This window comes from Paraburkholderia domus (assembly GCF_905220705.1).
GTDB lineage: Bacteria > Pseudomonadota > Gammaproteobacteria > Burkholderiales > Burkholderiaceae > Paraburkholderia > Paraburkholderia domus.
On sequence record NZ_CAJNAT010000033.1, the window covers coordinates 29043 to 54584 of the forward strand.

A 25542-nucleotide genomic window follows, 5' to 3' on the forward strand; every position below is an offset into this window, starting at 1 on the left:
CGCTGTCATGCGCGGGCGCTGCGGGTCTGCAACGCGCGCGCCACGCAGGATGCGTTGATACGTCAGCTTAGCCCGTTGACTCGAGGCGAGCCCAGTACCAGAATCCTACAGCAAGATCGTAGGCCATAAATCCCGCAGGCGTATCTGTTGCAACGGCATCGTGCGATGCTCTCATCAATCTGCTGCAGGCGCGCCCGGACCTTCCCATTCGTAAAGTTGCGATAACGATTGTTGACAGCCTTGAACTTGCTGCCGTCAATCGCCACTATCGACTTCGAGAAGATGTCCAGGTTTCGGCACAGCACGATGAACTGCGTGCAGACATTACGGATCGCCTTGCCGTCGTGCCGTTTCACTCGCGGTAACTGTCAGACGGAGTTGACAGCTTTGCCGGCCGTGAACTTCACGGTCTTCGCGGCTGGGATCTGAATTTCTGCACCGGTCGCAGGATTAGGACCAACTCGTGCGGCGCGGGATCCCGGCGAAAACGAGCCGAACCCGACTAACTTGACCGTGTCACCCTTCGTGATGGCAGCAGCGATCGTATCGATCACCGCGTCGATAGTCTCAGCCATTACCTGAGATACCCGCCACCGTAAATTCGGGGGCAGCGTACCAGGCGGCTCTCCGCGGGCGGCGACCTGTTGCGGGACGACGACCGTTTCTGCAGGTTCCATCAGTACTTGATGTCCCGCTTTGCCTGGCGGCCACTTTGCTTCGTGTCGCGCTTGTCCTGCCGACACTGGGAGTTGCTCTTTTCGTTTGCGGCCCGGCAGTCAACCTTGTTCGAGCGCGCCTCATGTTTGGCGCTCTGATTGACGTTCCTGCCTGCTTGCCGCTGTTGCGACTGGTTGGTGGCGAATGCTGAGCCGGATAGCGCCAGGAGTCCGGCTGCGGCGAGTATCGCGCCCGACCGCCTCCAGATCCCGCTTCTTGATTTGACCATTTTCACTCTCCTTTGTGTTTGGTTGAAACGGCGGTCAGTTGTCTCGTCATGCCGCCTTCGTCTGCTCGTTCCGAGATGGTGTGAAGTTGGACCAAGCGGCCGGTCACCAAGGTTTATCCACCATAGCGGTCCCTTAGACTCATTCGAATGCGATGACGGTGGTCCACCGCCTTTCGTCGATGCGAGTATGGATTCGAAGAACTTATGGACCTTTCGATCGGCGTGCGGATTCGCAATATTTGAAACGTTCCGTCGCTGATGCAAGCCCAGTAACCCAGCCGTCTTTTCGTCACAAATGGGCCGGACTACGTACTGCATGCTTTGCTGATGGCCGCCATTCGAGCAATCGAAACGCCACGCGCGGCCGGTATGCCGTAGCTGGTGCGCTCCTAATTCCTAATGTACTAGGAAAGCGAAACGCGTGCGATGTTGTAGGCTCCGTCATCGGCTTTGCGTCCACGGATATGGGCGTCCTCATAGTCCCGAACGATCCGGATGTTGTGAGCCGCAGCGTACCCGGCAATCGCCTGTCTCTGAAAAATCGGGGAGCATTGCTGGTGGTCGGTAGACATGCGCACGTATTGCGCGGCGCGTATCGGAGCGGTGAGGCTGGACCAACGGTTCTGGGGGGACGCCATTCGGCTTGCTGGCCGACAGCAATGTTCTTTGATAGCGTTGCTGCCGCGATAGTCAAGACAAGTCGACTGCCGGACTCGCAGGATCGACACTTCATGCGCGCGCGAGCCTCGTCCGGCAAGAGATGGCGGCCCAATCCATTTGATCGCGACAAAGACGATTGTACTGGCCTGTTTTCGCGGCCCTGCGAATGCTCGGTCGAATTGAGGTAGCGAATTGATGGTCCGTGTCAGGCAGCGGTCGGCCATCAAGCGTCATTCAGAAGTGCCGCGGGGTGGCCGCTCAGACGTCGGCTTCGGTCTCTCAAAACGGTCATTGGACTTCGGAAGATGGAGCGTTCGTTGATCGGCGGATAAAACCAATATGGCGCAAGCGGCCGGTGGTGCCATTTTCGCGAGCGCAGCTGGGCGGTCAGAGAAGTCTCGTCCATTGCATCAGAGCCGCTCGCTGTTGGTGACCCGGCTATCGACCGTCAATTGGCGGAAGTTGTGCGCCACAGTGCTTGCAATAGATTGCATCACCGTCGTGCCCTTCGGTCCGGCATTGCGGACAGGCGCGGGCGGGCTGCTGCCTCTGTCGCATCGCCGTTACCATTTCTCCACCGACCATCCCCGCCGGGAACGCAATTACGCCATAGCCGAGCAGGATGGCCAACGACGTGACGAATTGCCCGAGCGGCGTCTTCGGATGAATGTCACCGTAGCCTGTGGTGGTCATGGTGACCACAGCCCAGTACATGCTGACCGGGATGCTGGTGAAGCCGTTCGACGGTCCCTCGACAAGATACATAACCGTGCCGAGTACCACGATTAGAATCAGCACGACACCGAGGAACACCATGATCCTGTGCCGGCTCTTGACGAACGCGCGCCAGAGCGCCTGGGACTCGTCGAAGTACAATGGCAGCTTCAGGATGCGGAAGATGCGCAGCATGCGCAACAGCCTGACGTCGACAAGGACATGAAAGCCTGGCAGGAGAATGGCCAGATAGGTTGGCAGGATCGATATGAGGTCGACGAGACCGAAAAAGCTCAATGCATAACGCAACGGACGTTGCACGCAAAGGAGCCGGAGAATGTATTCGGCGGTGAACAGCAGCGTAAAGAGCCACTCTAGAATATCGAATACTACCAATTCACGGGCACGAACAGCCTCGACACTGTCCAGCATTACGACAGCGACGCTGAGTATGATTGCCGAGAGCAGCAAGGCATCGAAGCGCCGCCCGGCGTCCGTCTCGGCTTCAACAACGATGGCGTACAGGCGCCGCCGCCAGCCATGATCGGGCCTGCCAAAGTCGCGTTTAAGTGGGCGGACGACGTTCATGAGCAAGATCGAGTGTTTAGACAAGAGTAGTCGAACTGGGGCGATACCGCTGGTCGCAGTGGTCGCACCCGCTACCGCAACTGACCGGTGCGGGTGGGCGTGGGGCAATTATTGTCGCCGAGACGGCCATAACGCCCTCTGCCCGTCGCAGACGGCACGCCCGCGGTGCCCGCGGCCACAGATTTTCCCTAACCGCGTCGGCAGTTTTTCACGGCGCGCCGCGCCAAGCCGGTGATAGTGGCGGGTGATTCCGTATGCCACTCACATCAGGCTGTCCGTGAAGACAGCCCACGAGAACTGATCCCGCTATCTTGGTGAACACCGCAAGGCCCGTCGCGTCCTGGAATGATAGCCAGATGCCAGCTCTACCGCGACGCCTGGCCGCGATACCAGCCGTCGACACATTCCGTCCGTAAGGAGGGTGCAATGGACCCCGCGACGGGCGCCATCATCGTTGCGCTTTCGGCAGGTGCAAGCAGTGCGACTGCTGAGGTAGCCAAAAAACCATCTCGGAGGGTTACGACGGCCTGAAGGGCCTGCTGAAAAGGAAGTTCGGGACTGAGAGTGAGGTTGGCACGGTGGTAGACAAACTCGAGAGCAAACCTGATTCCGATGGACGCCAGAAAGTCCTGGCCGAGGAACTGTCTGCGGCCGGTGCGCCAGAAGACGCAGAGCTAGTGCGCGAGCGACCGCACTCCTCGAACCGATCAGGACGCTGCCGGGTGGCACCCAACCAGATGCTCACAAGCAACGATTAGGAGGCGCCAGCTATCCGGCTCGTTCGCCATCACCGAACAACGTTCAATAGCCACTTCGATGCTTGGCCAAATCGAGCAAGCAGGCACCCCCCATGACAGTGCATCCGTTTTATGTGCGCTACGCTCCAACAAGCCGCGTTTGCTTTCCCCTGTCGCCCCGGGCGTTTCTTTTCGGCTGCACTTCGACAGGCCGCTCGAGGCCCCGGCACAGCGGTAATGGATATGGTTCCGACTAGATGCATTACGTTCGTGAGTCGGGCATACGGGCTGCGGAGCTATGGTCCGATATCCGTCGGCAACCATGGGGTGACGACGCAATTTCAGTTGGGTGAGCGGTACCTAGGGTCGAGCCGGCCGCATGTACGCGAAGGCCGATATCGCCAATATTCATTGCCCCCTAGGTTAAACGTCCGGGCAACGGAGGCTATTAGCGCGGGGTTGCATCCGCCGTCCAAGTCGTCGGCCGACTGGTCGTAGGTCTACCCCGGTCATCAGTCTGCGCGCTTCGTCGCCCTGGCCCGTCGCGCGAGCATGTTCATACCCTCGACGAACGCTGAGAACGCCATCGCCGCGTAAATGTAGCCTTTTGGGACGTGGGTGCCGAAGCCCTCGGCAATCAGTGTCATGCCGATCACGAGCAGGAAGCTGAGCGCAAGCAGTACTATCGTCGGGTTCCGGTCGATGAAACGCGACAAGGGTCCAGCGGCGAACAGCATCGCCGCCACCGCCACGATCACGGCGATGAACATGATCGGAATATGCTCGGTCATGCCTACTGCGGTGATGATGCTGTCGATCGAGAACACGAGGTCGAGAACAAGAATCTGTCCGATGGCGGCCCAAGGTGTTAGCGAGGCCGCCCGTCCTTGGCCTGAACCGGTCTCCTCATCGTGGCCGACATGATGATGAATTTCCGCCGTCGCCTTCCAGACGAGAAACAGGCCGCCACCGATCAGGATCAGATCGCGCCATGAGAAACCGTGGCCGAACAGTTCGAACAGCGGCTGCGTGAGTCGCACGATTAACGCGATGGTGCCGAGCAGACCGAGTCGCATCACGAGCGCGAGCGCGATGCCGATGCGCTGGGTACGCGTGCGCTGCGCAGGCGGAAGCTTGTTGCTGAGAATTGAAATGAAGACGAGATTGTCTATGCCGAGCACCACTTCCATCACGATCAGCGCTGCAAGTGCAGCCCAGGCAGTGGGATCGGCCGCGAGTATGAGGAAAGAATCCATGGGTGCGATCGTTGACCGACAGGAAAATGGGATGTGCGCAGGGCCCGACTCTTGCCAGTGCAAGGATCCGAAGGATGACGAACTCCACGGGGCGACCGTCAAGCGGCACCGGATGTCGCGGGCCGAAGCAAAACAGCAACCGGACGTGCCACGGATACTCCACGCGGGCCGACACCACAGCCTCTCGAAATCTGGTCGAACGGAATGCGATCAGCAGATCTTCCATACCGCGTCCGCCGCAACCGATGCCACGCCATCGGACCGACAGGGATCCAGCTTATGCGCCGGGACGCTGACGATTTATCGCGGTAGTGTTTGTCGTGTGGCTGCGGCAACGTCTCGGCTCACCGCAGCCAGTGCGCGGCTGTGGGCCGCCGCGATGGCGTCGTAGCCCGATCCCGTCACCGGTTCGTGCGCGACGGTATGACCGGTTACCGGCGCAGCCTGTTTAGGAGGATGCACGGTCCACAACGCATCGATGGTGACCGAGTCACCGGGCACCGAATCGAAGCGCAGAATAGCGACGCTAATCTGGTAGCCGCCCGCCTCCCCACCTTGCGGAAAAACGGACACATTTTCCGTACCCAGCAACTGTACAAGATTGCCCGCAATTACCCGCGGGATATTGCTCTTGAGCGATTCGCCCCAGCGTGCGAATTCGTTCACCGCGACCTCATTGTCCGAGACGCGCGTCACCATCTGCGGACGGTCGACGACTTCCGGCACTGTTACCGGACCAACCACGATGCTGATCGGTACGACGGGTCCACTGCGCTCGAGCGTTGCATCGGAACTCAGCGTGTAGAAGCCAGCCCTCGGCGAACTGCAGCCTCCAAGCGTCCCGATCGCGAGCGCAGCAAGCAGGAACCGGATCGAACGCGTCATTTCTGGTCCTCCGGTTTTCCTCGAAGCAGCGCTTCCGGATGCCGTTCGAGATAATCCGCGAGCGTCCGGAAGGCGGCCGCCGTGCGCGCCACTTCACTCAATGCGTCCCCTGCGCCCTGCTGCAACGGCGAGTTGGGCTGCAACGCGCTGTTCGCCGAGTCGAGCGCCTTTTGGGCCGCGACGAGCGTATCGCGAGCCTGCGGTGCAACTTCTGTATCGAGCCCCTTGAGCAACGTGTTCGCCTCGGCCAGAGTCTGTTGCGCACCCTTGCCGATCGCCTCGAACGGGATCTTGTTCAGCTTGGTCATCACATTCGTCAACGAGTCCTGCAGCGATTGCAGATTGCCCGGCGTGGTCGGAAATTCAGGCGGCGTTTTGTCCCAGTTCATTTCGGCCTTCGGAGCATTGGGGAAAAATTCGAGCGCGATGTATAACTGCCCGGTAATCAGGCTTCCTGTTCGCAATTGCGCCCGCAGCCCACGGTCGACGAGCAGGGTCGAGAGCCTCCGGGGGTCCCTTGAGATTCTGCCGGCTCCTGCTGCGCCCGACTCGTAGCGCGAAGTGAAACGCTCCGGATAGAAGTGAATCTCGACCGGAATGCTGAACTGCCTCGTGACCGGATCGAAGCGGGTATAGATCGCCGTCACCTCGCCCACGGTGATCCCGCGGAAGTCGACCGGCGCGCCGATCGTCAGCCCGCGCACCGATTCGGTGAAATTCATCACGTAGGTATCCACGATGCTGTCATGGCGCTTCATCGCATCGGCAAAGTTATCGAACAGTTCGAATTGCGTCTTCACGGCGGCCTCCGAGATGTCTGCCGTATCCGGAGGCGTCTGAAACGCGAGGCCACCGATCACGATGGATACCAGCGACTGGGTATTGACCTTGACGCCCGTGGCATCAAGGGAGACGTTGACACCGCTTGCGTGCCAGAACCGCGTATTACTCGTCACAAACCTGTCGTAGGGGGCGTTGACAAACACGTTGAGTGTCACGCCCTTGCCGTCGCTATCAAGCTTGTAGGCCGTGACCTGACCAACCTGAAGGCGTCTGAAGAAGATGGGAGAGCCCACATCGAGAGAGCCCATGTCCTCCGCTTTCAACACGAACTCCCGCCCCGGAACGTCGCTCGCAAATACAGGCGGCGTTTCGAGACCCACGAAGTCGCGCTTGCCGGTTGTCGATTTGCCCACATCCGTGCCGATAAACGAGCCGCTCAGCAGCGTTCCAATGCCGGACACCGTGCCGCCCGAAATACGCGGACGCACGACCCAGAAGCGCGTGTTGTCGACAAGCATATCCGTGGCATCCTTGACAATCTCCGCGGTCGCGACGACGTGTGTGTGGTCTCTCGTCAGCCTCACGCTTTTGACGACCCCGATGTCCACGTTCTTGTATTTGATCTTGGTCTTGCCTGCCTCCAGCCCTTCGCCGCTTGCAAAGGTGATCGTGATGGTCGGGCCCTGCTCGATGACCGCCTTCACGGCGAGCCAGCAGCCGATCAGCACTGCGACGATCGGCACCAGCCAGATCAGTTGCAGCCGCCAGCGCGGGCGCTGCGTAGCGACCGCCTCGGGGATGTCCGGTGAAGCGGGTCGGTCGGGCGGTCTAGCCATGATTCTTCTCCGCCAGATCCCAGATCAGGCGCGGGTCAAACGACATCGCGGCAAACATGGTAAGAACGACGACCGAGCCAAAGGCAATCGCTGCCGGGCCGGCCTGGATCGTCGCGAGCGCATTGAACTGAACAAGAGCGACGAGCATCGTGATGACATAGATGTCGAGCATCGACCAGCGTCCGACCAGCTCGACTACACGATAAATGCGCGTCCTTTGCTCTGGTTGCCATCCCGAGTGCAACTGGGTTGAAACCGTCAGGTACAGGAGCGCGATGATCTTCAGCATCGGCACCGCGACACTCGCGATGAACACGACGATTGCGAGTGGCCAGGAGCCTGACGTCCAAAGGTAGACGACACCGCTCATGATCGTGTCTTTTTCGCTACCGAACAGGGAACTGGTGTTCATGACCGGCAGCACGTTCGCCGGAATGTATAGCACCATCGCGGCAATCAGAAACGCCCAGGTGCGGGTGATGCTGTCCGGCTTGCGAAAATGAAGATGGGCGTCGCAACGCGGGCAGCGCGCATCATGCGCATGTGCGGCAGGTTTCGACATCAATCCGCAGCTATGACAGACCATCAAGCCACAACCGGCCGCGGTGCAGCTGGCAGTGCTGGTCCCGACGTCTGCCTCCGGGCCGACACTGTGCTCACCATGATTGATCCGCGCCCACAGCGCGCGGGGATCGAACGCCGCGCTGGCAGCGGCGAGCAACAGCATTAAAGCGCCGAACGACCATAGCGCCACACCGGGCACTACACTCGCGATATGCGCGAGCTTGACGAGCGCGACCAGCAGCCCGAGGATCAACACCTCAGTCATGCCCCATGGCTCAGCCAGGCGCAGGAGGCGAAAAGCCAGGTCCGCCCGATACGGAACACGCCTGAGTCTCAATGGCACCAGTAGGTACGCCATCGCAACGGTCTGCACCGCGGGCATCAGGATGGTGGTAACGAACACTAGGCCGGCGAGCGGCCAGATCCCGTCGAGGTACAGCACGCGCACCGCACCGATCAACGTGGTCTGGACGAGGTCACCGTTCACCGCCAGGCCGACGATCGGGTACGCGTTAGCGATCGCAAACAGGACAATCGACGTGAACGTGAAGGACAGCGCGCGATCGAGACTGTCGGGATGACTCCGGTACAACTCGGCACGACACCGACAACAGCGGAGCACTCCGTTGGGTGGCAACGGCGCCTCCCGCTGCAACAGGTCACATTCGTGGCAGGCGAGAAGACGTCCGGTTGTCATCGAGCCAGCTCCGCAACTGCCCGGTTCACCAGCGGCGCGCATTTCATGGCATCACCCTTTCTCGGCTAATCGGGCGTGTAAGCTAAACCGGGCCAGCAGGGCGAGCCCGACGCGAAGCGCAGGCATCTTTTTGTTCATGGGTGCTTCTCCCGCAACAATCGATGTCTACTGGACCGTATAGCCGCGGCCAGACAAGTAAGCCGCCACAACAGCACTGGTCGTCGGACCGACAGGACTCGCCTACGATCCGCCACGCGACGTACTCTACGTCGCGTCGACCGCCGACAACGCGGTCTTCGCGGTATTTGGCGCGGGCAACTCGCAGCACGACAGTCACCTCGATTGGCCGAAGTTTGGCCAATCCGGTCGTTCGCGGATCGCCGCTACTGACCGAGCATCGCGAGCGCGTCGCGCAAAGGCGCGAGCGAGACAGTGATCGTCCCGTCGAGCGGTGTGTTCATCTCGAGAATCAGAAATATTGCGCACGAAGTGGACAGCGCGCCAAGAAACAACCCAAAAATGACGGTAGCGTTGGCAGAAGCGAACAGGCCAAACGAACAAAAGATGATGGAGAGCCAAAACACCAGGCATATCAGCAATGGAGCGGGGGTCGAGCCCATCGCTTGCAGCATCGTAAGTTGGCGGGCAGCCAGCACCTCGTTCGCAATCTGAATGGCACGTGCCTGAAGTTGACGTTGCGCGTCGCTGCGCGGCGACAATGCCTCCAGCTTGAGTACAAGGCCTTCCACCCGCCTGATTGCCTCGATGCCACCAAGTTCTGCGATCTGCGCAGGTTTGCCAGACGCTATTATCTGAATCGACATGCCGACCCTCTGCTTAAGCAGATCACGAACCTCCTTCGTTTCCGGGCCATACTCGGCCAGAACGCGATCGAGGAGGATGATACTGGCGGCATTGCGCACGACCTCGCCGTTCACAGCATCGAATGAACTCTTCGCCGACGAAATGAGTAGGCCAAGCACCAACGCGGCCATCGTGGCTATCAGACCGACCGCCAGCTTTAAAACACCGGTTGATTCATCGCTAAGGTGGTGCCTGGGCAAAATGGTGCGCACACGCAAGCCAACCAACGCGCTGCCAAATACACAGGCAAACACGATCAACGCGATCTCGACGTGGCTCACTCTTTTACCCTCCTTCTCCGCTCGCAAGGAGAAGTCCGGCATGCGTCGCGGCCTGATCTTCTCCATTGCCTCGTGCCCGGCGGCATAACACCGGGCTGGGCGCTCGCCAGCCGGTAAAACGGGCCGGTCAGGGATCGTCGCATTCGGGAGTGATGACGTGGTTACTGATCTGCGCGTGCGCGTGTCTTCGAACACACGATAACCGCCACTCGTTTATGAAGCAGGGTACAGGTTGGCTTGGAATAGCGGTATGAGCCCTTGGTCCCATATCGGCCTGCATCTTAATCATCTATTCTACGTTGCGCGAATGCCGTTGATCCTGCGTTCCGAGGGAAGTTGCGTGGAGAAGGCCAAGAGCCACGCCATCCTTGCGGAAGCGATGGTCCCGGCACTTTTTGTGACGGATGACCGACTGATAACGATATGAGGGCAAACCTATGAACAAGCGCTTCTGGCGGTTTGCGATGGTGCCGGCGCTGTTGCTGGCGGGTGCCGCAATCGGCCAACAATTTCCGATGCTGGATATGGTGGCCAACAGGGTCGTCCAAAAGTATCAGCAATCAAGTTGCGAGCAGTTGTGGCAGGAACGAGCCGCGAAACAAGGGCAGCCGAAATCCGAGAGAGAGCAGCAGGCCGTGCAATTGCTGCACACCGATCCGCAGATGCGTGCGGCGTTCATCGATAGGGTGGCAGCGCCGATTGCCAACAAGATGTTTGAGTGCGGCATGATTCCTTGAATGCGACTGGGCGCCGCTAAACCGGGCTATTTACCGAGGTCGCGATGACCTGCGAGAAATTGAAGTGGGGCGTTACCGTCGTCGTGCTGGGTGTGTTCCTGGCCGCAAGCGGCAACGCCCAGCAGCCGCAACAAACGCAGCATGCGGCCAAGCCGACGGCGAAGGTTGCCGCACTGGCGTTCCAGCCCGGCCTCGAGCCGCGCGCGATCGACATCCTCAAGGCGGCGAGCGCCCGTCTTTCCGCCGCGAAGTCGATGTCCTTTACGGCGGTCGTCTCCTATGAGAGTCCGAGCCGTCTCGGTCTTCCGCTTGTCTATTCCACCAGGTCGGAGGTAACGCTACAGCGACCTGACAAGCTCAAGGTCATCACGCCCGGCGACGGGCCAGCCTCGGAGTTTTACTACGACGGCAAGACCATGACCGCGTTTTCACCGCGGGAGAATCTCGTCGCCATCGCCGACGCGCCTCCGACTATCGACGCCGCGCTGGAGGCGGCTTATCACACTGGCGCGATCTATTTCCCGTTTTCCGACGTGATCGTCGCGGATCCGTACAAGGACATCGCTGACGGACTCAAGATTGCTTTCTATATCGGTCAATCGAGCGTGGTCGGCGGTACGACGACTGACATGGTGGCATATGTCACGGGGGATGTGTTCGTGCAGATATGGATCGGTGCGCAGGACAAGCTGCCGCGCCGCGTCTATGCCATTTACCTGAACGACCGCGCGCGGTTGCGCCATGTATTGGAGCTGTCCAACTGGGAACTGGATACGGCCATTCCAGCGGATGCGTTTGTTCCAGCCAAGACTGCTGGTGCGGCACGCATTGCTTTCGCACGCCCCGACGCAGAGGACACGACCGCAATGAAGCCCCCGCCGAAGACCATGCCGGCCAAGGCTCAATGAGGAGATGCATCATGAAACGAGCCTTCATCCATCTGGTGGGGCTTGTCATCCTGGCCCTCGTAGCGGGTCCAGCTGGCGCGTGGTCGCATGCCGACGCCTACGGGGGTACTGCGTCGCATACTGCCGGATCGCGGTCTTTGACCCGCACCGACGCTGCGGGTGGCAGCCTGACGCAAACCGCAGGTGGGGGCGCGACCGCAACCAGCCGCTATGGCGGCACGGCAACGCACCAGCAAGGATCCGATCAGACAACCGCGACCAATCGCTATGGCGGCAGTGCGACCCACACCTACGGGCAAGGGACGACTGCCACCAGCGCAAACGGGGGTACGGCAAGTCACACAACCGGATCGGGTTACTCGACTTACACGAGCGCTTCAGGCTCCACCGCATACCACAGCGCTTACTACGGAGCCCGGTACCCCGCCTACCACCCGCCCGTCACGGTGAACAATTACGGCTCATCGTGCTACAACTGCGGCGGCTGGTCCACCGCGGGGGCAGCGGCCGCAGGCGCCGCGGTCGGTGCCGTGGCCGGCGCGGCCGTGGCGTCGGCCAACACGGCCGCGGTCGCATCGAACGCTTACAACGCCGGCTATGTTGCGGGGACAACGACAGCGCCTCCTGCGCCCGCACCCGTCAATACGGCGTTTGCAATGGGCGCGATCTACGCGGCGCTGCCGGCCGGCTGCGTCTCGACCCAGGTTCGGGGCAGCACATACTACCTGTACGGCAATACATGGTTTCAACCTGCCTATGGCGCGAACGGCGTTTACTACCGCGTGGTGCCGACGCCTTGAGAGAGCTCTGATGCGCTGGCTCTCGCCACGAAGCGCAGCGCCCAATCCACGTTAAGGCGCAAGTGCAAGGCACCGCCAAGCGTGACGATGTGAGGGCAGGCACTGCAATCGATTGCTCAATGATTAAACCAGCGGTATCGCTCGTGCCGAGAATAGTGGCGGGCTTACTCCGCGCGAACTCCTCCGGTGTGAGTGCGGGATCTCCCACCAGATTGAACGGCGAACCTGAATTACGCGTCGTCCAGGCCTGATCGATCGGCCTGCTCAGGCATCCCCTCGACGTCGCCCGTCACATTTGCATTGGCGTAGGGCGCTGACACCGCGACGCTCGCAGTGTGTCCGGCGAGCCCAAGGCTGTGCGAATAGCCGAACGAATAGGTATTGATTTTCGCTTCGACATCCGTAATCGGCAGCGAAGGGTCGAACGAGAAGCCGCCGCTTGATCGGGCGTAGTCCACCACCACGAAGTTCGTTCCGATCGAAACAGCCGAATAGGTGCGCGGCTCCATTTCCTGCGCATACGCTAGCGCGGACCAGAGTAGTGCCGTGCCTGCACTCGTTTGGCGAACGCACCAGATAGTTCGCACGGCTGACTTGATCCGTCGCACGGCCAGCTCCGTCTGTGCGACGTGAGACGCCCGGTGCTTGCGGCATCGTCACGACGGTCGTCCCTCGTCAGGTGGCGGAACTCGTTGAGCATCGTCTTGTGGAGACGCATCAAAGCGACTCTTCCAATCGTGCGCCGCCAGCGCTCTGGACACGTTAGCGGAGATGTGGCGCGCTCGCTGAACGATGTTGTTTGACGCTCGACCGGGTGCCGCTGCTCGTGTCAAGGATTGAACTGGCTGATTTTCTGACCTTGCAAGCCGAGACCGGCCATCAAGCCCTCCTGGCCAAATATGAATGCGTAGACATCGGACTGCAAGTTGGTGGAGGTCATCTCCTTGGCCTTGCCCTCATCAACCAGGACAACGCTCGGGCCCACCCCAACTGACAGGCCGTCGCTACTTTTAAGGTAGCTGATTGCTGCGTCGGTCATGAGAAACATGACCTGCGAAAACGATTGTCCACCCGCCTGCAGGCCATATGAAATCGCTCTGATTGTGTAGTAACCAAGGACTTGGCCGTCGGGAGAAAGCATGACGCCTTTGCCGCCTTCCGCACCCGCAATGAACCCCGCTTTCACTACTTCCGGGAATACCAGAACTGCCTTCGCTAGATTTTGAAGGTTCCTGGCTCTGGGTTCCGTGTTAAACAGTTGCTGTAAAGCCGCGCGTGCCTTCGCATCCAGTTCGGGGTCTCCAGACGAGGTTGAAGTCTGCTGCGTCGAACAGCCGACGGAGAGCAGCAAAAGTGGAATTGCGAGAATAAGCCGAAGGTACTTGATCATGATGCGCGCTCCTGTCAGAAAATGCCGCCTCCGTACGAAGGACGTTCCCGCCGAAAATTCTCCCAAGTCAATAATGATATTTCCGTACCGGTTGAACAATGGGACTTTGGCCCTATCCCTTGCCAGCATTCTCGGCGCATCGACGGTGCGGATGTCAATCTTTTGCAGCAAAGCGTACGAGACCCGCCAATGGCCTTCCGAATCATTGACGGCGATAGACGCAGTTTTTGCGTTGAGCCGGACGATGATGCCGACTGTTCGCTCAGATGTTTGTCAGTGAAGCCAACGGTGTCGCCAATGAAGCGTTCCTCCCACTGTACTCGCGATGGCGGCGACGCAGATGCCCGGACAGCAGGACTGTTGGCAATGTCCGCTGAGAGAGTCGGAGTGACCAGAACTGTCGCGGTTGCCATGCCGCCGTGTAAGACTAAAGTCCAATTGAGTCATGGTACCCGCGTAGTACGATGTACTTGCAAGCCTGTGATGCGATTGCGCTACGTTGGGGCCGGAGCAACTGCCATTCGGAACACGAGGTGCAACCGACCTGCTGCAGGTATCGAGGCCCCTCGTACTGAATGGCCGCGCGTTACGCACAGCTCGAATTTACGCGTTAGGCACTCGAACTATTTTGTGCTGCTGCAGGCGGACCAAGACCCATTCGGCACATCAGGAGCACTCTGCACGCGCAAAACGTACTGGCCTACTCCCGAGTCACTTGTTAGATCGACGTTATCGCGCTGTAGCTGGCGAACTGCCTTCGATGAAGTCATCCCTGCTTTATGCGCTTTGATATGGAGTGGATAACATGAAATATCCCTTCATCGCGTTGGTGGTTGTAGTTTCCGCATGCGCCAGCGAGCCACCGCCAGATGTTCACGCCGTCGGCCAAAGCCAGCTTCCCCCTAAGGCGGTCGCTCAATGCATCGCGGTGAAATGGGCAAACAACTCTGGGCAGACCGTTTATTTGCAGTACGTGCTCGCCAACGAACAGGCATTCGATGTCTACGTTCCAGGCCAGCAGCCACCCGGTGGCGCCTCCGCCGTCGTGCGGCAGGCCTCAGGAGGTTCTGGTTCTTCGGTGGGTTTTCGCGGCGCAGACAGCAATGTGACCAGCAGCATCAACCAGTGCCTGTAAGTCTGAAGATCACCGTTAGTCCACTACCGAGGCGGCATTCCAGTTTAATCAGGGGCTCTCATGAATCGTCGCATGGTGATCCTGGCGTTGGCCTGTTCGCTGACCCTGCCTGCCGTCGCGTTCGGCGCAAGCAAGGAAGAGAAGCAGGCGGAAGTGCGCAAATCGGCACGCTCGAACTTACCGCTAAACGGACGAAGTACTACAAGGATGACGACCTGAACTGAGTTTATATGCACAGGTATGAACCAATGCGTTCAATTTGCAAATGGCGACTTCTATCGTAAATCGGCTGCTTGCGGCAGTTGTCGTCACCTGCATCCTGTCTGGTTGCGCCACAACGCCGCCTTCCGCGGGTGGGCTCGCATATAAAAGCCGCGCTGTGACACGCACTAACGGCGGCGTGCGGGTGTCGGCGGCGGTGCTTTCGGCTGAAGAAAGCGAGGCGGTCTATGGTGTGCCGCTCGCGAAAAAAATGATCCAGCCCGTCTGGATAGAGGTCCGGAACGACGACACCCACACCTATTTTCTGATGTCGCCGGGCCTTGACCCAAATTTCTTTCCTGCTTCGGAAGCGGCCGAGGCGTTTGTCCACGCCGATTCGCCTGGCGAGAGGGACGAACTGTACCGGCGCTTCCGCCGGCTTGCGTTTCACAACCCCGTGCTGCCCGGCCAGATCATATCGGGGTTCGTGCTGGCAAACCTCAGCGAGGGCGTGAAGCTCGTCCAGCTTGACCTGATTGCGAGCATGCAGGCAAGGACATTCTCAATCCTCATGGTCGTGCCCGGCTTCTATGCCGATTACCTCGTAAGCGAAGTTTTTCGGCGCGAGATCTATCAGCCCGGGCAAATCGTGAACTATACCGATGACGATGCATTCCGCGTCGCACTCGAAGCTCTTCCATGCTGTGCAACGAATCAGGACGGTTCGAAGAACGGTGATCCGCTCAATCTGGTTATCGTGGGTGGCCGTGACGACGCCTTCCCCGCACTGGTGCGTCGCGGGTGGACTCCGACCGAGCAAAGGTGGTCGGGCGCGATCATGAAGGTGATTACGTCCGCGCTCTCTGGTGAGCGTTACGTCAACGCGCCGGTGAGCGATCTTTACCTGTTTGGCCGACCGCAAGATCTCGCGTTGCAGAAAGCACGTGACACGATTCACCAGCGCAATCATTTACGACTCTGGCTAAGCCCCATGCGCTACCACGACAAGCCCGTGTGGATTGGTCAGATCAGCCGGGATATCGGCGTCCGCTTCACGTTTCACTCGCCGACGTTGACAACGCACAAGATCGATCCGGATGTGGACGAGGCGCGCACAGCGCTAACGGGGGACATGGCCTATTCCGAGAACCTCGCAGAGATCGGGTTCGTAAAAGGAGTAGGCGCTACTCCGAAAAGTGCACCGCGCGAAAATCTGACGACCGATCCGTACTACACCGATGGATACCGTCAGATACTCATATTTGACCGCTATCCCTCGTCGCTCTCAGAGATCGAATTCTTCCCTTCGGAGGCGGGCACCAGTCGCATTAGTGTGCCTCTCGGAGGAGAACGATGAGCGGGCTGTCATCGTTACGGCGTGCATTGAAGAATACCGCGGGCGGGGTTGTCCTCTCGCTCGTTTTCGCGGGCTGCGCAACGTGGTCGGCCCCAACCAGTGTCAACGATGCGCCGCTACGTGAACGCGCGGTCAGCGCTAGCAAGCAGGATGTACGGGTGAGCGCGGCCGTGCTGGGATCTGAAGACAGCAAGCGCGTGTTCGGCGCCGACATCAACAAGACCAAAGTACAGCCGTTATGGATCGAAGTTGAGAACCGGACTTCGCAACCGTTATGGCTGCTGCAGTCAGGAACCGATCCGGATTATTTTTCTCCACTCGAAGTGGCATGGTCCTTGCACACGCTTGTCGGGGGAGTCACGAATACGAGCATCGACAATTACTTCAACACGCTAGGGTTCAAGAACCCGATTCCGCCGGGCGAGACGGACGCCGGTTTTCTGTTCACGAACCCGGATCGAAATCCCAAACTCGTGAATATCGATCTGTTCGGCGCCAGGACGCTCATTCCCTTCACGCTTTTTGTGCCCGTGCCCGACGATGTTCCGGACTCACGTCTCGCGCTAACCCTGTTCCAGTATCCCGACTCGGCGGTCACCGACTGTCGCGACCTTGCTTCGCTACGTGCCGCGCTCGAGCGGTTGCCATGTTGCGCTAGCGACCAGCACGTGACGGCCAGCGCGGATCCGCTGAATGTGATCGTCGTTGGGAAACTTGAAGACATCGGCGCGGCGATGGTGCGACGTGGTTATCACCGCGAATTGCGCGAGAGCGATCTCGCGCAATGGGTCTTAGGACGGAAGCCGGACGTCGTCCTGCGCAAGGAGGCGCAGGCTGGCGCGCCCTTGACCTCAATCCGCGCGTGGCTCGCGCCCATTCGTTTCAATGACGAGAGCGTGTATGTGGCGCAGGTCGGACGGCCAGTCGGCGGCCGCTTCGCGCGCCGGGGAACGGGTGACGACGTACTGTACGCAGACGTCGATGAGGCAAGAAATTTTCTTGTTCAGGACATGACTTATTCGAGTGGTCTGGAAAAACTCGGTTTCGTGAGCGGCGTCGGTCCGGCGACGCAGTCGAGTCCCCGGACAACGCTCAACGGTGCGCATTACTTCACCGACGGGTTGCGTGTGGTGATGTTTTTCGTCACGCGACCGCTGAGTTTTTCAAAAGTGGAAATCCTCGACTGGGCGCCTTTCATGGAATTGCGTGATCCCGCTGTACGTGAGGAGAATGGCGATGCACGCAAGTAATCCAGTCAAGGGGTCTCACGGTACCGATGCACGGCAATCCATCCGTTATCGGCGTGTGTGGTGGAATCGGGCCGTCAGGAGCGCTCTCGTCGCGACCTGTCTCTCACTTGCGGCATGCGCCACGAAACCACTCATTCCCTACTCGACCGACACGCCTCCGCTTGTTCTCGTTCCGACATCTCGGGCGGGCGTTCTGGACAAAAGGGCGCGATTCCGCGAGATCTATTGTGCGGTGTTGGAAGCGCGTGGCGTGACGCTTCCTGATTACCGTCCCTGCGAAGACGCGCTTACACGTGTCGGCGCCGAGCCTGCTGGCACCAACGTGCCTGTCGATCTGGGGCAATCCAGGCGGCACCTCATTGCGGTCGTGGTGCCAGGAATCGGCTACGACTGCTTCAAGACGTGGCTGAAATCGCCTGGCACCGTCACGAAGCACCTTCAGCAATTTGGATACGACGCGATCATGCTTGATGTCGGCGGGTTGTCGAGTTCCGCGCACAACGCACGCCAGATTCGCGACGCTATCATGGCCATGCAACCGCCCACAGACGCATCGCGGCTCGTGCTGGTCGGTTATTCCAAGGGTGCTCCGGACATTCTGGAGGCGGTGGTCGCGTATCCGGAGATCCGTAGCCGCGTGGCGGCGGTAGTCAGCGTAGCCGGAGCGGTCGGCGGTTCGCCGCTCGCCAACGACGCCGAGCAATACCAGGCGGACCTGCTGAGGCACTTCCCCGGCGCGACCTGCACCTCGGGAGACGGAGGCGCAGTGCAAAGCTTGCGACCCGAAACGCGCAAGGCATGGATGGCGCAGAACCCGCTCCCCCCCGAACTGCGCTACTACTCGCTCGTGACGTTCCCTGAGCCCGAGCGCATTTCGTCGATCCTCAAATCGAGCTACGACAAACTCTCGCGCGTCGATGCACGCAATGACAGCCAAGTGATCTTCTATGATCAGGTCGTGCCCGGCAGCACCCTTGTGGCCTACGTCAATGCTGACCACTGGGCACTGGCTGTGCCGGTTGCCCGAACCCATACGACGATCGGCTCACTGTTCGTTACGCAGAACGCCTACCCGCGCGAGGCGCTGACTGAGGCGCTTCTGCGCTTTGTGGAGGAAGATCTGGCGACGTCGTCGAAGTGATACGGCGCACGCCTGGCGGCGAACGTCAGCAGGTCTCTGAGGTCAGCGTCCGGTGCGCCCTCTAGCCGTTCGGTCAGCACATGCAGCAAATATGCATACGTTTCGACGCCGCATGCGCGACACGTCAACATCAGGCGATACGCGCGGTCGCAGTCACACGGCAACCTGACGGATCCGCAGTCGGCGGATCAACGGTGGCGAGCCATCCATTGGCAGATGCCCGGATAGCAGGACTGTTGGCAATGTCCGCTGAGAGAGTCGGAGTGACCAGAACTGTCGCGGTTGCCATGCCGCCGTGTAAGACTAAAGTCCAATTGAGTCATGGTACCCGCGTAGTACGATGTACTTGCGAGCCTGTGATGCGATTGCGCTACGTTGGGGCCGGAGCAACTGCCATTCGGAACACGAGGTGCAACCGACCTGCTGCAGGTATCGAGGCCCCTTGTACTGAATGGCCGCGCGTTACGCATAGCTCGAATTTACGCGTTAGGCGCTCGAACTATTTTGTGCTGCTGCAGGCGGACCAAGACCCATTCGGCACATCAGGAGCACTCTGCACGCGCAAAACGTACTGGCCTGCTCCCGAGTCACTTGTTAGATCGACGTTATCGCGCTGTAGCTGGCGAGCTGCCTTCGATGAAGTCATCCCTGCTTTATGCGATTTGATATGGAGTCTCTAACATGAAATATCCCTTCATCGCGTTGGTCGTTGTAGTTTCCGCATGCGCCAGCGAGCCACCACCAGATGTTCACGCCGTCGGCCAAAGCCAGCTTCCCCCTAAGGTGGTCGCTCAATGCATCGCGGTGAAATGGGCAAACAACTCTGGGCAGACCGTTTATTCGCAGTACGTGCTCGCCAACGAACAGGCATTCGATGTCTACGTTCCAGGCCAGCAACCACCCGGCGGCGCCTCCGCCGTCGTGCGGCAGGCCGCAGGAGGTTCTGGTTCTTCGGTGGGTTTCCGCGGCACAGACAGCAGTGTGACCAGCAGCATCAACCAGTGCCTGTAAGTCTGAAAATCACCGTTAGTCCACTACCGAGGCAGCATTCCAGTTTAATCAGGGGCTCTCATGAATCGTCGCATGGTGATCCTGGCGTTGGCCTGTTCGCTGACCCTGCCTGCCGTCGCGTTCGGCGCAAGTAAGGAAGAGAAGCAGGCGGCAGTGCGCAAAGCGGCACAAGGCGCGCTAGCCGCCCTCTACAGGGCGCAACCATCGGCGCGCAAGGCCGTAGAGTCAGCGGCAGGCTACGCCGCGTTCAGCAACTTCGGCATGAAGATCCTTCTTGCCGGCGGCGGGTCGGGCGAGGGCATCGCGGTAAACAAAAAGACCAAGGCCGTGACCTACATGAAAATGGCCGAGATCCAGGCCGGCCTGGGCATGGGCGTCAAGAAGTTCCAACTGGTCTGGGTGTTTGAGAATGAGCGTGCGCTGGACGATTTCATCACCTCCGGGTGGACGTTGGGTGGGCAGGCGACTGCCGCGGCGAAAACCGGTGACGCGGGCAGCGCGTACCAGGGAGCGATAGCCGCGGGGCCTGGCGTCTGGCTCTATCAGATTACCAGTACAGGCCTGGCGCTCGAACTTACCGCTAAAGGGACGAAGTACTACAAGGACGAAGACCTGAACTGAGTTTGTACGCACAGCCATATCCGACGCGTTCGATGTGCAGATGATGACTTCGCCGGTGAATTTCACTTGGCGCTGTACATGGCGGCCCTGCGCGAGCGGGCCGGAGGTAGCGTGTTGCCTGAGGTTTATATCGACACGCATCGGCGCTGCATGCGGAGCGTCCAGGAAATGCTGGCACGCTGAGCCTGTCCCGGCTCGATCAGATGCATCGCCCGAGGGGCACGGATCATCGCATCGCGCCGGCTCGACACGTTTGACTGGCTAGTTTGGCATACATCTCCGATTCCTGGTGCCAACCTGCAAGGAGACAACTGATGTTGCCGATGCGCACTTCCGAAAGGGCGCTGTCCCGCGGGCTGCTCGATGTACTGATCCGCGCCGGGTTGATAGCCGTTCTCGCGATTTTCTGTTTCCGGATCTTCTTCCCGTTTCTCAACCTGATGGTCTGGTCCCTGATCCTGGCGATCACCCTCTATCCCCTGCAGGTCAAACTCCGGAACGGGGTGCTCAGGAAGGACGGCTATGCGGCGACGCTGATCGTTCTGGTTGCCTTCATCATCATTCTTGTGCCGACCTGGCTGTTGGGCAGCGCGATGGCCGACTCGCTGGATAATGCGGTGGCCATCGCGAAGAGCGGTAGCTTCCAGATTCCACCGCCGGCTGAGTCGGTGGCGGCCTGGCCCCTGGTGGGCAAGCGGCTGTACGATTTCTGGCTGCAGGCCGCCACTGATCTGACCGGTCTCGCGCTGAAGTTCACCCCGCAGTTGAAGGATCTCGGCGTCGTGCTGCTGGGAGCGGTTACGAGCCTCGGCTCGGGGCTGCTGGTCTTCTTCCTTGCCCTGATCGTCGCCGGCATTTTCATGGCATTTGGGGAGGAGGGGAGCCACAGCGCAGTGCAGATTGCTTCACGCATCTCAGGCCCGGAACACGGCCCGAAGATCGCAGAATTGTGCACCGCCACCATCCGCGCAGTCGCGCAAGGCGTGGTCGGCATCGCGTTCATCCAGATGCTGCTGGTAGGCGTCGGTTTTGTCGTGATGGGTATTCCAGCTGCTGGCCTGCTGGCGCTCGGGGTGCTGTTGCTCGGGATCATGCAACTGCCGGCCACGCTGATCACCATCCCCGTGATCGCCTTCGTGATTGCCACCAAAGGGGTAGGGGCGGCGACGATCATCTTCTCGATCTACGTGTTTGTGGCGGGACTGGCCGATAACGTGCTCAAGCCCTTGCTGCTGGGTCGCGGCGTTGACGTGCCGATGCCGGTGGTGCTGATCGGCGCGCTGGGCGGCATGGTCACCGGTGGCGTGATCGGCCTGTTTATTGGTCCGGTAGTGCTTGCGGTGGGTTATCAACTGTTCTGGCATTGGGTGGAGGACCGGTCGAAAGCCGAGCTGTCACAAGACGAACAACAGCCTTGATGCCACGAGGGTCGCCCCGTGCCACGCTTAGCCCGTCCCGAACGCCTTGTGCTGATCGGCGCAGTGTGCTTGGGTGGCTGCATCCAGCTGGGGCCCGACTTTCATCCCCAGCGCGAGGCCTGGACCGAACACTGGAGCAGCCCGGCTATCGAGCAGGCCACCGTCCAGGGGGTACAGCCCGATGCCCGGCAATGGTGGCAGGTATTCGCGGATCAGAATCTCGAGCGTCTGATTGCTGAGGCAGACGCCCACAATGGTGACCTGAAGATCGCTGGCCTGCGCGTGATGGAGGCCCGAGCCCAACTGGGGATTGCCTTGAGCGGGCGCTATCCGCAAATGCAGCAGATCAACGGCGACGTTCTGTACGGCGATGAAAGGCACTCCGGCGGAAGCCACCCGCACTACGGCGGCTTCCTGCAATACAGCGCGGGCTTCAGCGTAGGCTGGGAACTCGATTTCTGGGGGCGTTTCAGCCGCGCAATCGAGTCGGCCGATGCCGCGTTTTTTGCCGCAAGAGCGAATCACGACGATGTGCTGGTGCTGCTGCACGCCCAGGTGGCCAACACCTACTACGCCTTCCGCACGGCTGAAGCGCGCCTGCGCATCGCCCGCGACAACGCCAAACTGCAAAAGCGTAGCTATGAGATCACGGAGCGTCTGTTCAAGAGCGGCGAAACCGACGAGCTGGATCTCCAACAGGCGAAGACGCAGTACCTGGGTACGCTCGCGACCATCCCCGATTTCGAGAATCAGATCATGGTTGCTCGCCATGCGTTGTCCGTCCTGATCGGCCGCCCGCCTGGCCCGCTGCCCGAACTGGACGAACAGCCGGGCAAGGAAGGCATGATTCCGCTCGTCGACCGTGCGGTGTTGCAGGACGTACCCGCCAACCTGCTGCTGCGCCGTCCCGACGTTCGCGCCGCCGAACTGCAGGTTGCTGCCCAGTCGGCGCTGATCGGCGTGGCCGAGGCCGATCTATATCCTTCGGTGACCCTGTTGGGGAGCCTCGCCTGGACCGCCACTTCGGTGGCGGGCGCGCCCGCCACCCTGGCGCTGGTCGGCGGTCCCAGCCTGAGCTGGAACGTGTTCGACTATGGCAAGATCAGGAACAACGTGCGCGTACAGGACGCGCGTCTGCAAGAACTGATCGTTGCGTATCAGAATACCGTACGCGAGGCTGCGCGCGAGGCCGACGATGCCGCCACGGGTCTCGTCACGGCACTCGAGCGCGAGAGCATCCTGCACAATGCAGAAGTCGCCGCGCGGCGCTCGCTGACGCTCGCCAATACCATCTATCGCGAGGGCTACTCGGACTTCCAGCGGGTACTGGATGCCCAGCGTGCACTCTCCGCGCAGCAGGACGCTTATGTGGTGAACCGCGGCAATGCCGTGTCCAGTCTGATTACCCTTTACGCGGCCGTCGGCGGCGGTTGGCACAGCGGGGAGCCGCTCGTCGACGCGGCCACGCGCCAACAGATGGAGCAACGCACCAACTGGGGCGATCTGCTGAAAGCGCCGGAGCCGCCGTCCGTGACGACACGCCACGCGTTGCCAGAGGGCAGTCCCGATGAGTGAGACCCCGAAACCTCCTGCCACGCCGCCGCCGGAGCCGCCGGCGCCCGCCGCCGACCCGGCCGGCAAGGGTGTCAAGTGGGTCGCCGCGGTGATCGGTGTGAGCCTTGTCTGGTACCTGCTGGCCGACCGCTTCACGCCATACACCCAACAGGCGCGGGTGCAGGCTTTCGTTGTCGCGGTGGCGCCGGAAGTGTCGGGGCGGGTGATTCGGGTGCTCGTGCATGACAATCAGGAAGTGAAGCCTGGCGCCGTGCTGTTCGAAGTGGATCCGCTGCAGTACCAGATCGCTCTTGACCGCGCGCGTGCCGACCTCGAATCGACACGGCGTCAGATAGGCGCGAGCACCGCAGGCATCGATTCCGCGCAGGCATCGTTGCGCGCCGCCATCGCGAACGAAGTCAAGGCGCGACAGGATAGCGAACGTCTCGAAAGGCTGTACCGCGAAGATGAGGGGACCGTTTCGCTGCGCCGCCTCGAGGTAGCGCGAGCGACCCACGAACAGGCCATCAGTCAGGTCACCGCGGCCCGTGCCGAGGTGGAGCGCGCGCGCGAACAGCAAGGCGGTGGCGACGCGGACAACGCGCAATTGCGCAGCGCTGCCGCCGCAGTGAAAAAAGCGGAACTGGATCTGGCCAATACGCAGATACGCGCACGCTCAGGCGGCCTGATCACCGATCTGCGCACCGACGTCGGCCAGTTCGCCGCCGCGGGCGGCCCCGTGATGACGCTGATCTCCATGCGTGATGTATGGGTGAGCGCGGATATGACCGAAAACAACCTGGGCCATGTCGAGCCCGGCACGCCGGTCGCCATCGTGCTTGATGCGCTACCGGGCGAGATATTCGAAGGACGCGTTCGCAGCATCGGCTATGGTGTCAGCGTCGGCCAAAGCGCGCCGCCAGGCAGCCTGCCGACCATTCAGAACAGCCGCGACTGGCTGCGGCCGGCGCAGCGCTTCCCGGTGATTGTCGAGTTTGCCTCGGGTGCGGCACCCGTGGCTCGCGGCATCCGTGTTGGCGGGCAGGCGGAAGTCATGGCATTTCCCAGACCGGGCAACCTGCTCAACCTGCCGGGCCGGGTGTTCCTGCGTCTGATGAGCTGGCTTTCCTACGTCTACTGATGGCGACCGTGTTCAAAGAACGTGAACCTCTCAGCCAGCGTCCGCTGCGCCTCGCGAGCGGCACTGCCCTGTGTCTTGCGGCCAGTTTCGCACTCGACCTGCCGATTCCCGTGGTCGCGCCGGTATTCGCCGTCTTTCTGCTCGCTACGCTCAACCAGCCGCTTTCGCTAAAGGCGGCGCTTGGCCTCGCGCTGGTGGTGATGTTGACCACCGGCTGCGGCCTGCTGCTCATCCCGTTGCTGCGCTACTACCCTGTCTCGGGCGTGCTGCTGATCGGCCTGGGTCTTTTCCTTGCCTTTCGCTACGGTCTGCGCGGCGGCAACAATCTGGTCGCGACTTTTCTGGTGGCTGGGCTGACCATGATCTCCGCTGCGGGCACCGCAGATTATCAACTAGCCGTCACGGTCGTGGGTGCGCTCGTCAAGGGACTGCTGCTCGCCGTGCTGGTGCTGGCTGTTAGCCACTGGCTGTTTCCCGAACCCGCCAGGGATCGCGCGCAGCCTCCTGCCCGGGTGCTGCCGGATGCCGAGGCCGGCCGGATCGCACTACGCGCGGCACTGGTGGTGATGCCGGCCTTCGTGCTGGCCCTGACCGATCCAGCCAGCTACATGCCGATCATCATGAAGTCGGTCAGTCTTGGCAGACAAAGCTGTACGACGACGGCTCGCGGCGCGGCACGCGAACTCCTCGGTTCTACGCTGTTCGGCGGCCTGCTGGCAATCGTGTTCTGGTTTGCACTCAGGCTCTTCGTGGATCTATGGATGTTCTTCCTGTGGATGTTGCTGTTTGGCCTGCTACTGGGGCGCAGGCTCTATGCCGTCAGGTCACAGCGATACCGTCCCGGCTTCTGGCTCAATAGTCTCGTCACCCTGATCATCCTGCTCGGGCAGTCAGTACAGGACAGCGTGGCGGGAAAGGATGTCTATAGTGCATTTGCGGTGCGTATGGGGCTTTTCATTGCCGTCACCCTCTATGCCTGCCTGATGCTCCAGCTTCTCGATCAGCCCCGCCGTGTGCCGTAACCCGCACGAGGCGTGCGAGACGGGTTGTTTGAATGCCAACGTCAT

Annotated in this window: 25 protein-coding genes and 2 pseudogenes; 14 read left to right on the forward strand and 13 right to left on the reverse strand. The window is 60.6% G+C overall.

From position 1 onward, the window contains the following. Nucleotides 1-158: 158 nt before the first annotated feature. The 10 genes and pseudogenes from KHO31_RS39585 to KHO31_RS33330 form a co-directional block, all read right to left on the reverse strand. A pseudogene (locus tag KHO31_RS39585) lies at nt 159-353 on the reverse strand (IS5/IS1182 family transposase); the annotation flags it as partial. 15 nt (nt 354-368) lie between these two features. Then, on the reverse strand, nt 369-575 hold the full coding sequence (locus KHO31_RS33290) for an HU family DNA-binding protein (RefSeq protein ID WP_201074243.1): 207 nt from the start codon (nt 573-575) through the stop codon (nt 369-371). A 101-nt stretch (nt 576-676) separates the two neighbouring features. Continuing rightward, a complete protein-coding gene (locus KHO31_RS33295) occupies nt 677-946 on the reverse strand; it encodes a hypothetical protein (RefSeq protein WP_201074245.1) in 270 nt (89 codons plus the stop codon). 404 nt (nt 947-1350) lie between these two features. Further along, nucleotides 1351-1830 carry a recombinase family protein gene (locus tag KHO31_RS39915; RefSeq protein ID WP_328822748.1) on the reverse strand — a complete coding sequence of 160 codons (480 nt, stop codon included), beginning with the start codon at nt 1828-1830 and terminating at the stop codon, nt 1351-1353. Nucleotides 1831-2044: 214 nt separating this feature from the next. Beyond that, nucleotides 2045-2908, reverse strand: coding sequence for an ion transporter (locus KHO31_RS33305; protein ID WP_201074247.1), 864 nt, complete (start codon nt 2906-2908; stop codon nt 2045-2047). Nucleotides 2909-4157: 1249 nt separating this feature from the next. After that, nucleotides 4158-4901 (reverse strand): TerC family protein, encoded by a 744-nt coding sequence (locus KHO31_RS33310; RefSeq protein ID WP_201074248.1) that lies wholly within the window; start codon nt 4899-4901, stop codon nt 4158-4160. A gap of 300 nt (nt 4902-5201) precedes the next feature. Then, nucleotides 5202-5786, reverse strand: a complete 585-nt coding sequence (locus tag KHO31_RS33315) for a PqiC family protein (protein ID WP_201074249.1) — start codon at nt 5784-5786, stop codon at nt 5202-5204. Further along, the gene (locus KHO31_RS33320; RefSeq protein WP_201074250.1) at nt 5783-7405 is read right to left on the reverse strand and encodes a PqiB family protein; all 1623 of its coding nucleotides are present in this window, start codon (nt 7403-7405) and stop codon (nt 5783-5785) included. Before KHO31_RS33320 ends, KHO31_RS33315 begins: the two co-directional genes overlap by 4 nt. Next, complete coding sequence (locus KHO31_RS33325) at nt 7398-8666, reverse strand: paraquat-inducible protein A (RefSeq protein ID WP_201074251.1); 1269 nt, start codon at nt 8664-8666, stop codon at nt 7398-7400. The genes KHO31_RS33320 and KHO31_RS33325 overlap by 8 nt, the downstream gene beginning before the upstream one ends. Before the next feature lie 383 nt (nt 8667-9049). Further along, nucleotides 9050-9811 (reverse strand): bestrophin-like domain, encoded by a 762-nt coding sequence (locus KHO31_RS33330; protein ID WP_201074252.1) that lies wholly within the window; start codon nt 9809-9811, stop codon nt 9050-9052. Between the two features lie 437 nt (nt 9812-10248). On the opposite strand from KHO31_RS33330, the gene KHO31_RS33335 reads away from it, so the two are divergent. From KHO31_RS33335 to KHO31_RS33345, 3 genes are read left to right on the forward strand one after another with little or no spacing between them, the layout of a single operon-like run. Then, a complete protein-coding gene (locus KHO31_RS33335; protein WP_201074253.1) occupies nt 10249-10548 on the forward strand; it encodes a hypothetical protein in 300 nt (99 codons plus the stop codon). 44 nt (nt 10549-10592) lie between these two features. Further along, entirely contained in the window at nt 10593-11456 is an 864-nt protein-coding gene (locus KHO31_RS33340; RefSeq protein ID WP_211625263.1) for a DUF2092 domain-containing protein, read from the forward strand. An 11-nt stretch (nt 11457-11467) separates the two neighbouring features. Next, a complete protein-coding gene (locus KHO31_RS33345) occupies nt 11468-12256 on the forward strand; it encodes a hypothetical protein (protein WP_211625265.1) in 789 nt (262 codons plus the stop codon). A 230-nt stretch (nt 12257-12486) separates the two neighbouring features. Here KHO31_RS33345 and KHO31_RS33350 read toward each other — a convergent pair whose 3' ends face one another. Continuing rightward, nucleotides 12487-12864, reverse strand: a complete 378-nt coding sequence (locus KHO31_RS33350; protein WP_211625267.1) for a hypothetical protein — start codon at nt 12862-12864, stop codon at nt 12487-12489. Nucleotides 12865-13085: 221 nt separating this feature from the next. After that, on the reverse strand, nt 13086-13646 hold the full coding sequence (locus KHO31_RS33355; protein ID WP_211625270.1) for a lipid-binding SYLF domain-containing protein: 561 nt from the start codon (nt 13644-13646) through the stop codon (nt 13086-13088). Between the two features lie 805 nt (nt 13647-14451). Between KHO31_RS33355 and KHO31_RS33360 the strand changes: the two genes are divergently transcribed. The 5 genes from KHO31_RS33360 (at nt 14452) to KHO31_RS33380 (ending at nt 18730) form a co-directional block, all read left to right on the forward strand. Then, nucleotides 14452-14781, forward strand: a complete 330-nt coding sequence (locus KHO31_RS33360) for a hypothetical protein (RefSeq protein WP_211625291.1) — start codon at nt 14452-14454, stop codon at nt 14779-14781. Nucleotides 14782-14841: 60 nt separating this feature from the next. Further along, the gene (locus tag KHO31_RS33365) at nt 14842-15000 is read left to right on the forward strand and encodes a hypothetical protein (RefSeq protein ID WP_201074264.1); all 159 of its coding nucleotides are present in this window, start codon (nt 14842-14844) and stop codon (nt 14998-15000) included. Between the two features lie 46 nt (nt 15001-15046). Next, nucleotides 15047-16339: an LssY C-terminal domain-containing protein gene (locus KHO31_RS33370; protein WP_201074265.1), complete on the forward strand. Its 1293-nt coding sequence runs from the start codon at nt 15047-15049 to the stop codon at nt 16337-16339. Next, nucleotides 16336-17589: an LssY C-terminal domain-containing protein gene (locus tag KHO31_RS33375; RefSeq protein WP_211625294.1), complete on the forward strand. Its 1254-nt coding sequence runs from the start codon at nt 16336-16338 to the stop codon at nt 17587-17589. Before KHO31_RS33370 ends, KHO31_RS33375 begins: the two co-directional genes overlap by 4 nt. Before the next feature lie 250 nt (nt 17590-17839). Continuing rightward, nucleotides 17840-18730, forward strand: coding sequence for a lipase family protein (locus KHO31_RS33380; RefSeq protein WP_236060748.1), 891 nt, complete (start codon nt 17840-17842; stop codon nt 18728-18730). Here the strand turns inward: KHO31_RS33380 and KHO31_RS39590 are convergent. After that, nucleotides 18658-18870: pseudogene (locus KHO31_RS39590) on the reverse strand (transposase domain-containing protein); the annotation flags it as partial. The gene KHO31_RS33380 and the pseudogene KHO31_RS39590 sit on opposite strands and share 73 nt — an antisense overlap. Nucleotides 18871-19411: 541 nt before the next feature. Between KHO31_RS39590 and KHO31_RS33390 the strand changes: the two are divergent. The 6 genes from KHO31_RS33390 to KHO31_RS33415 all read left to right on the forward strand — a co-directional run bounded on the left by KHO31_RS33390 (nt 19412) and on the right by KHO31_RS33415 (nt 25497). Further along, on the forward strand, nt 19412-19741 hold the full coding sequence (locus tag KHO31_RS33390) for a hypothetical protein (RefSeq protein WP_211625297.1): 330 nt from the start codon (nt 19412-19414) through the stop codon (nt 19739-19741). A 60-nt stretch (nt 19742-19801) separates the two neighbouring features. Continuing rightward, nucleotides 19802-20362, forward strand: coding sequence for a lipid-binding SYLF domain-containing protein (locus KHO31_RS33395; protein ID WP_201074268.1), 561 nt, complete (start codon nt 19802-19804; stop codon nt 20360-20362). A gap of 314 nt (nt 20363-20676) precedes the next feature. After that, complete coding sequence (locus KHO31_RS33400; protein ID WP_201074269.1) at nt 20677-21780, forward strand: AI-2E family transporter; 1104 nt, start codon at nt 20677-20679, stop codon at nt 21778-21780. Nucleotides 21781-21798: 18 nt separating this feature from the next. Continuing rightward, nucleotides 21799-23355: a TolC family protein gene (locus KHO31_RS33405; protein WP_201074270.1), complete on the forward strand. Its 1557-nt coding sequence runs from the start codon at nt 21799-21801 to the stop codon at nt 23353-23355. Next, nucleotides 23348-24475, forward strand: coding sequence for an HlyD family secretion protein (locus KHO31_RS33410; protein WP_211625299.1), 1128 nt, complete (start codon nt 23348-23350; stop codon nt 24473-24475). Before KHO31_RS33405 ends, KHO31_RS33410 begins: the two co-directional genes overlap by 8 nt. After that, nucleotides 24475-25497, forward strand: coding sequence for a DUF2955 domain-containing protein (locus KHO31_RS33415; RefSeq protein WP_201107786.1), 1023 nt, complete (start codon nt 24475-24477; stop codon nt 25495-25497). Before KHO31_RS33410 ends, KHO31_RS33415 begins: the two co-directional genes overlap by 1 nt. The last annotated feature ends 45 nt before the right edge of the window (nt 25498-25542 follow it).

Excerpts from the sequence above, each read along its gene's own strand:
- KHO31_RS33290 (WP_201074243.1), bottom strand. The coding sequence starts at position 575 with ATGGCTGAGACTATCGACGCGGTGATCGATACGATCGCTGCTGCCATC.
- KHO31_RS33295 (WP_201074245.1), bottom strand. The coding sequence starts at position 946 with ATGGTCAAATCAAGAAGCGGGATCTGGAGGCGGTCGGGCGCGATACTC.
- KHO31_RS39915 (WP_328822748.1), bottom strand. The coding sequence starts at position 1,830 with ATGGCCGACCGCTGCCTGACACGGACCATCAATTCGCTACCTCAATTC.
- KHO31_RS33305 (WP_201074247.1), bottom strand. The coding sequence starts at position 2,908 with ATGAACGTCGTCCGCCCACTTAAACGCGACTTTGGCAGGCCCGATCAT.
- KHO31_RS33310 (WP_201074248.1), bottom strand. The coding sequence starts at position 4,901 with ATGGATTCTTTCCTCATACTCGCGGCCGATCCCACTGCCTGGGCTGCA.
- KHO31_RS33315 (WP_201074249.1), bottom strand. The coding sequence starts at position 5,786 with ATGACGCGTTCGATCCGGTTCCTGCTTGCTGCGCTCGCGATCGGGACG.
- KHO31_RS33320 (WP_201074250.1), bottom strand. The coding sequence starts at position 7,405 with ATGGCTAGACCGCCCGACCGACCCGCTTCACCGGACATCCCCGAGGCG.
- KHO31_RS33325 (WP_201074251.1), bottom strand. The coding sequence starts at position 8,666 with ATGACAACCGGACGTCTTCTCGCCTGCCACGAATGTGACCTGTTGCAG.
- KHO31_RS33335 (WP_201074253.1), top strand. The coding sequence starts at position 10,249 with ATGAACAAGCGCTTCTGGCGGTTTGCGATGGTGCCGGCGCTGTTGCTG.
- KHO31_RS33340 (WP_211625263.1), top strand. The coding sequence starts at position 10,593 with ATGACCTGCGAGAAATTGAAGTGGGGCGTTACCGTCGTCGTGCTGGGT.
- KHO31_RS33345 (WP_211625265.1), top strand. The coding sequence starts at position 11,468 with ATGAAACGAGCCTTCATCCATCTGGTGGGGCTTGTCATCCTGGCCCTC.
- KHO31_RS33355 (WP_211625270.1), bottom strand. The coding sequence starts at position 13,646 with ATGATCAAGTACCTTCGGCTTATTCTCGCAATTCCACTTTTGCTGCTC.
- KHO31_RS33360 (WP_211625291.1), top strand. The coding sequence starts at position 14,452 with ATGAAATATCCCTTCATCGCGTTGGTGGTTGTAGTTTCCGCATGCGCC.
- KHO31_RS33365 (WP_201074264.1), top strand. The coding sequence starts at position 14,842 with ATGAATCGTCGCATGGTGATCCTGGCGTTGGCCTGTTCGCTGACCCTG.
- KHO31_RS33370 (WP_201074265.1), top strand. The coding sequence starts at position 15,047 with ATGGCGACTTCTATCGTAAATCGGCTGCTTGCGGCAGTTGTCGTCACC.
- KHO31_RS33375 (WP_211625294.1), top strand. The coding sequence starts at position 16,336 with ATGAGCGGGCTGTCATCGTTACGGCGTGCATTGAAGAATACCGCGGGC.
- KHO31_RS33390 (WP_211625297.1), top strand. The coding sequence starts at position 19,412 with ATGAAATATCCCTTCATCGCGTTGGTCGTTGTAGTTTCCGCATGCGCC.
- KHO31_RS33395 (WP_201074268.1), top strand. The coding sequence starts at position 19,802 with ATGAATCGTCGCATGGTGATCCTGGCGTTGGCCTGTTCGCTGACCCTG.
- KHO31_RS33400 (WP_201074269.1), top strand. The coding sequence starts at position 20,677 with ATGTTGCCGATGCGCACTTCCGAAAGGGCGCTGTCCCGCGGGCTGCTC.
- KHO31_RS33410 (WP_211625299.1), top strand. The coding sequence starts at position 23,348 with ATGAGTGAGACCCCGAAACCTCCTGCCACGCCGCCGCCGGAGCCGCCG.
- KHO31_RS33415 (WP_201107786.1), top strand. The coding sequence starts at position 24,475 with ATGGCGACCGTGTTCAAAGAACGTGAACCTCTCAGCCAGCGTCCGCTG.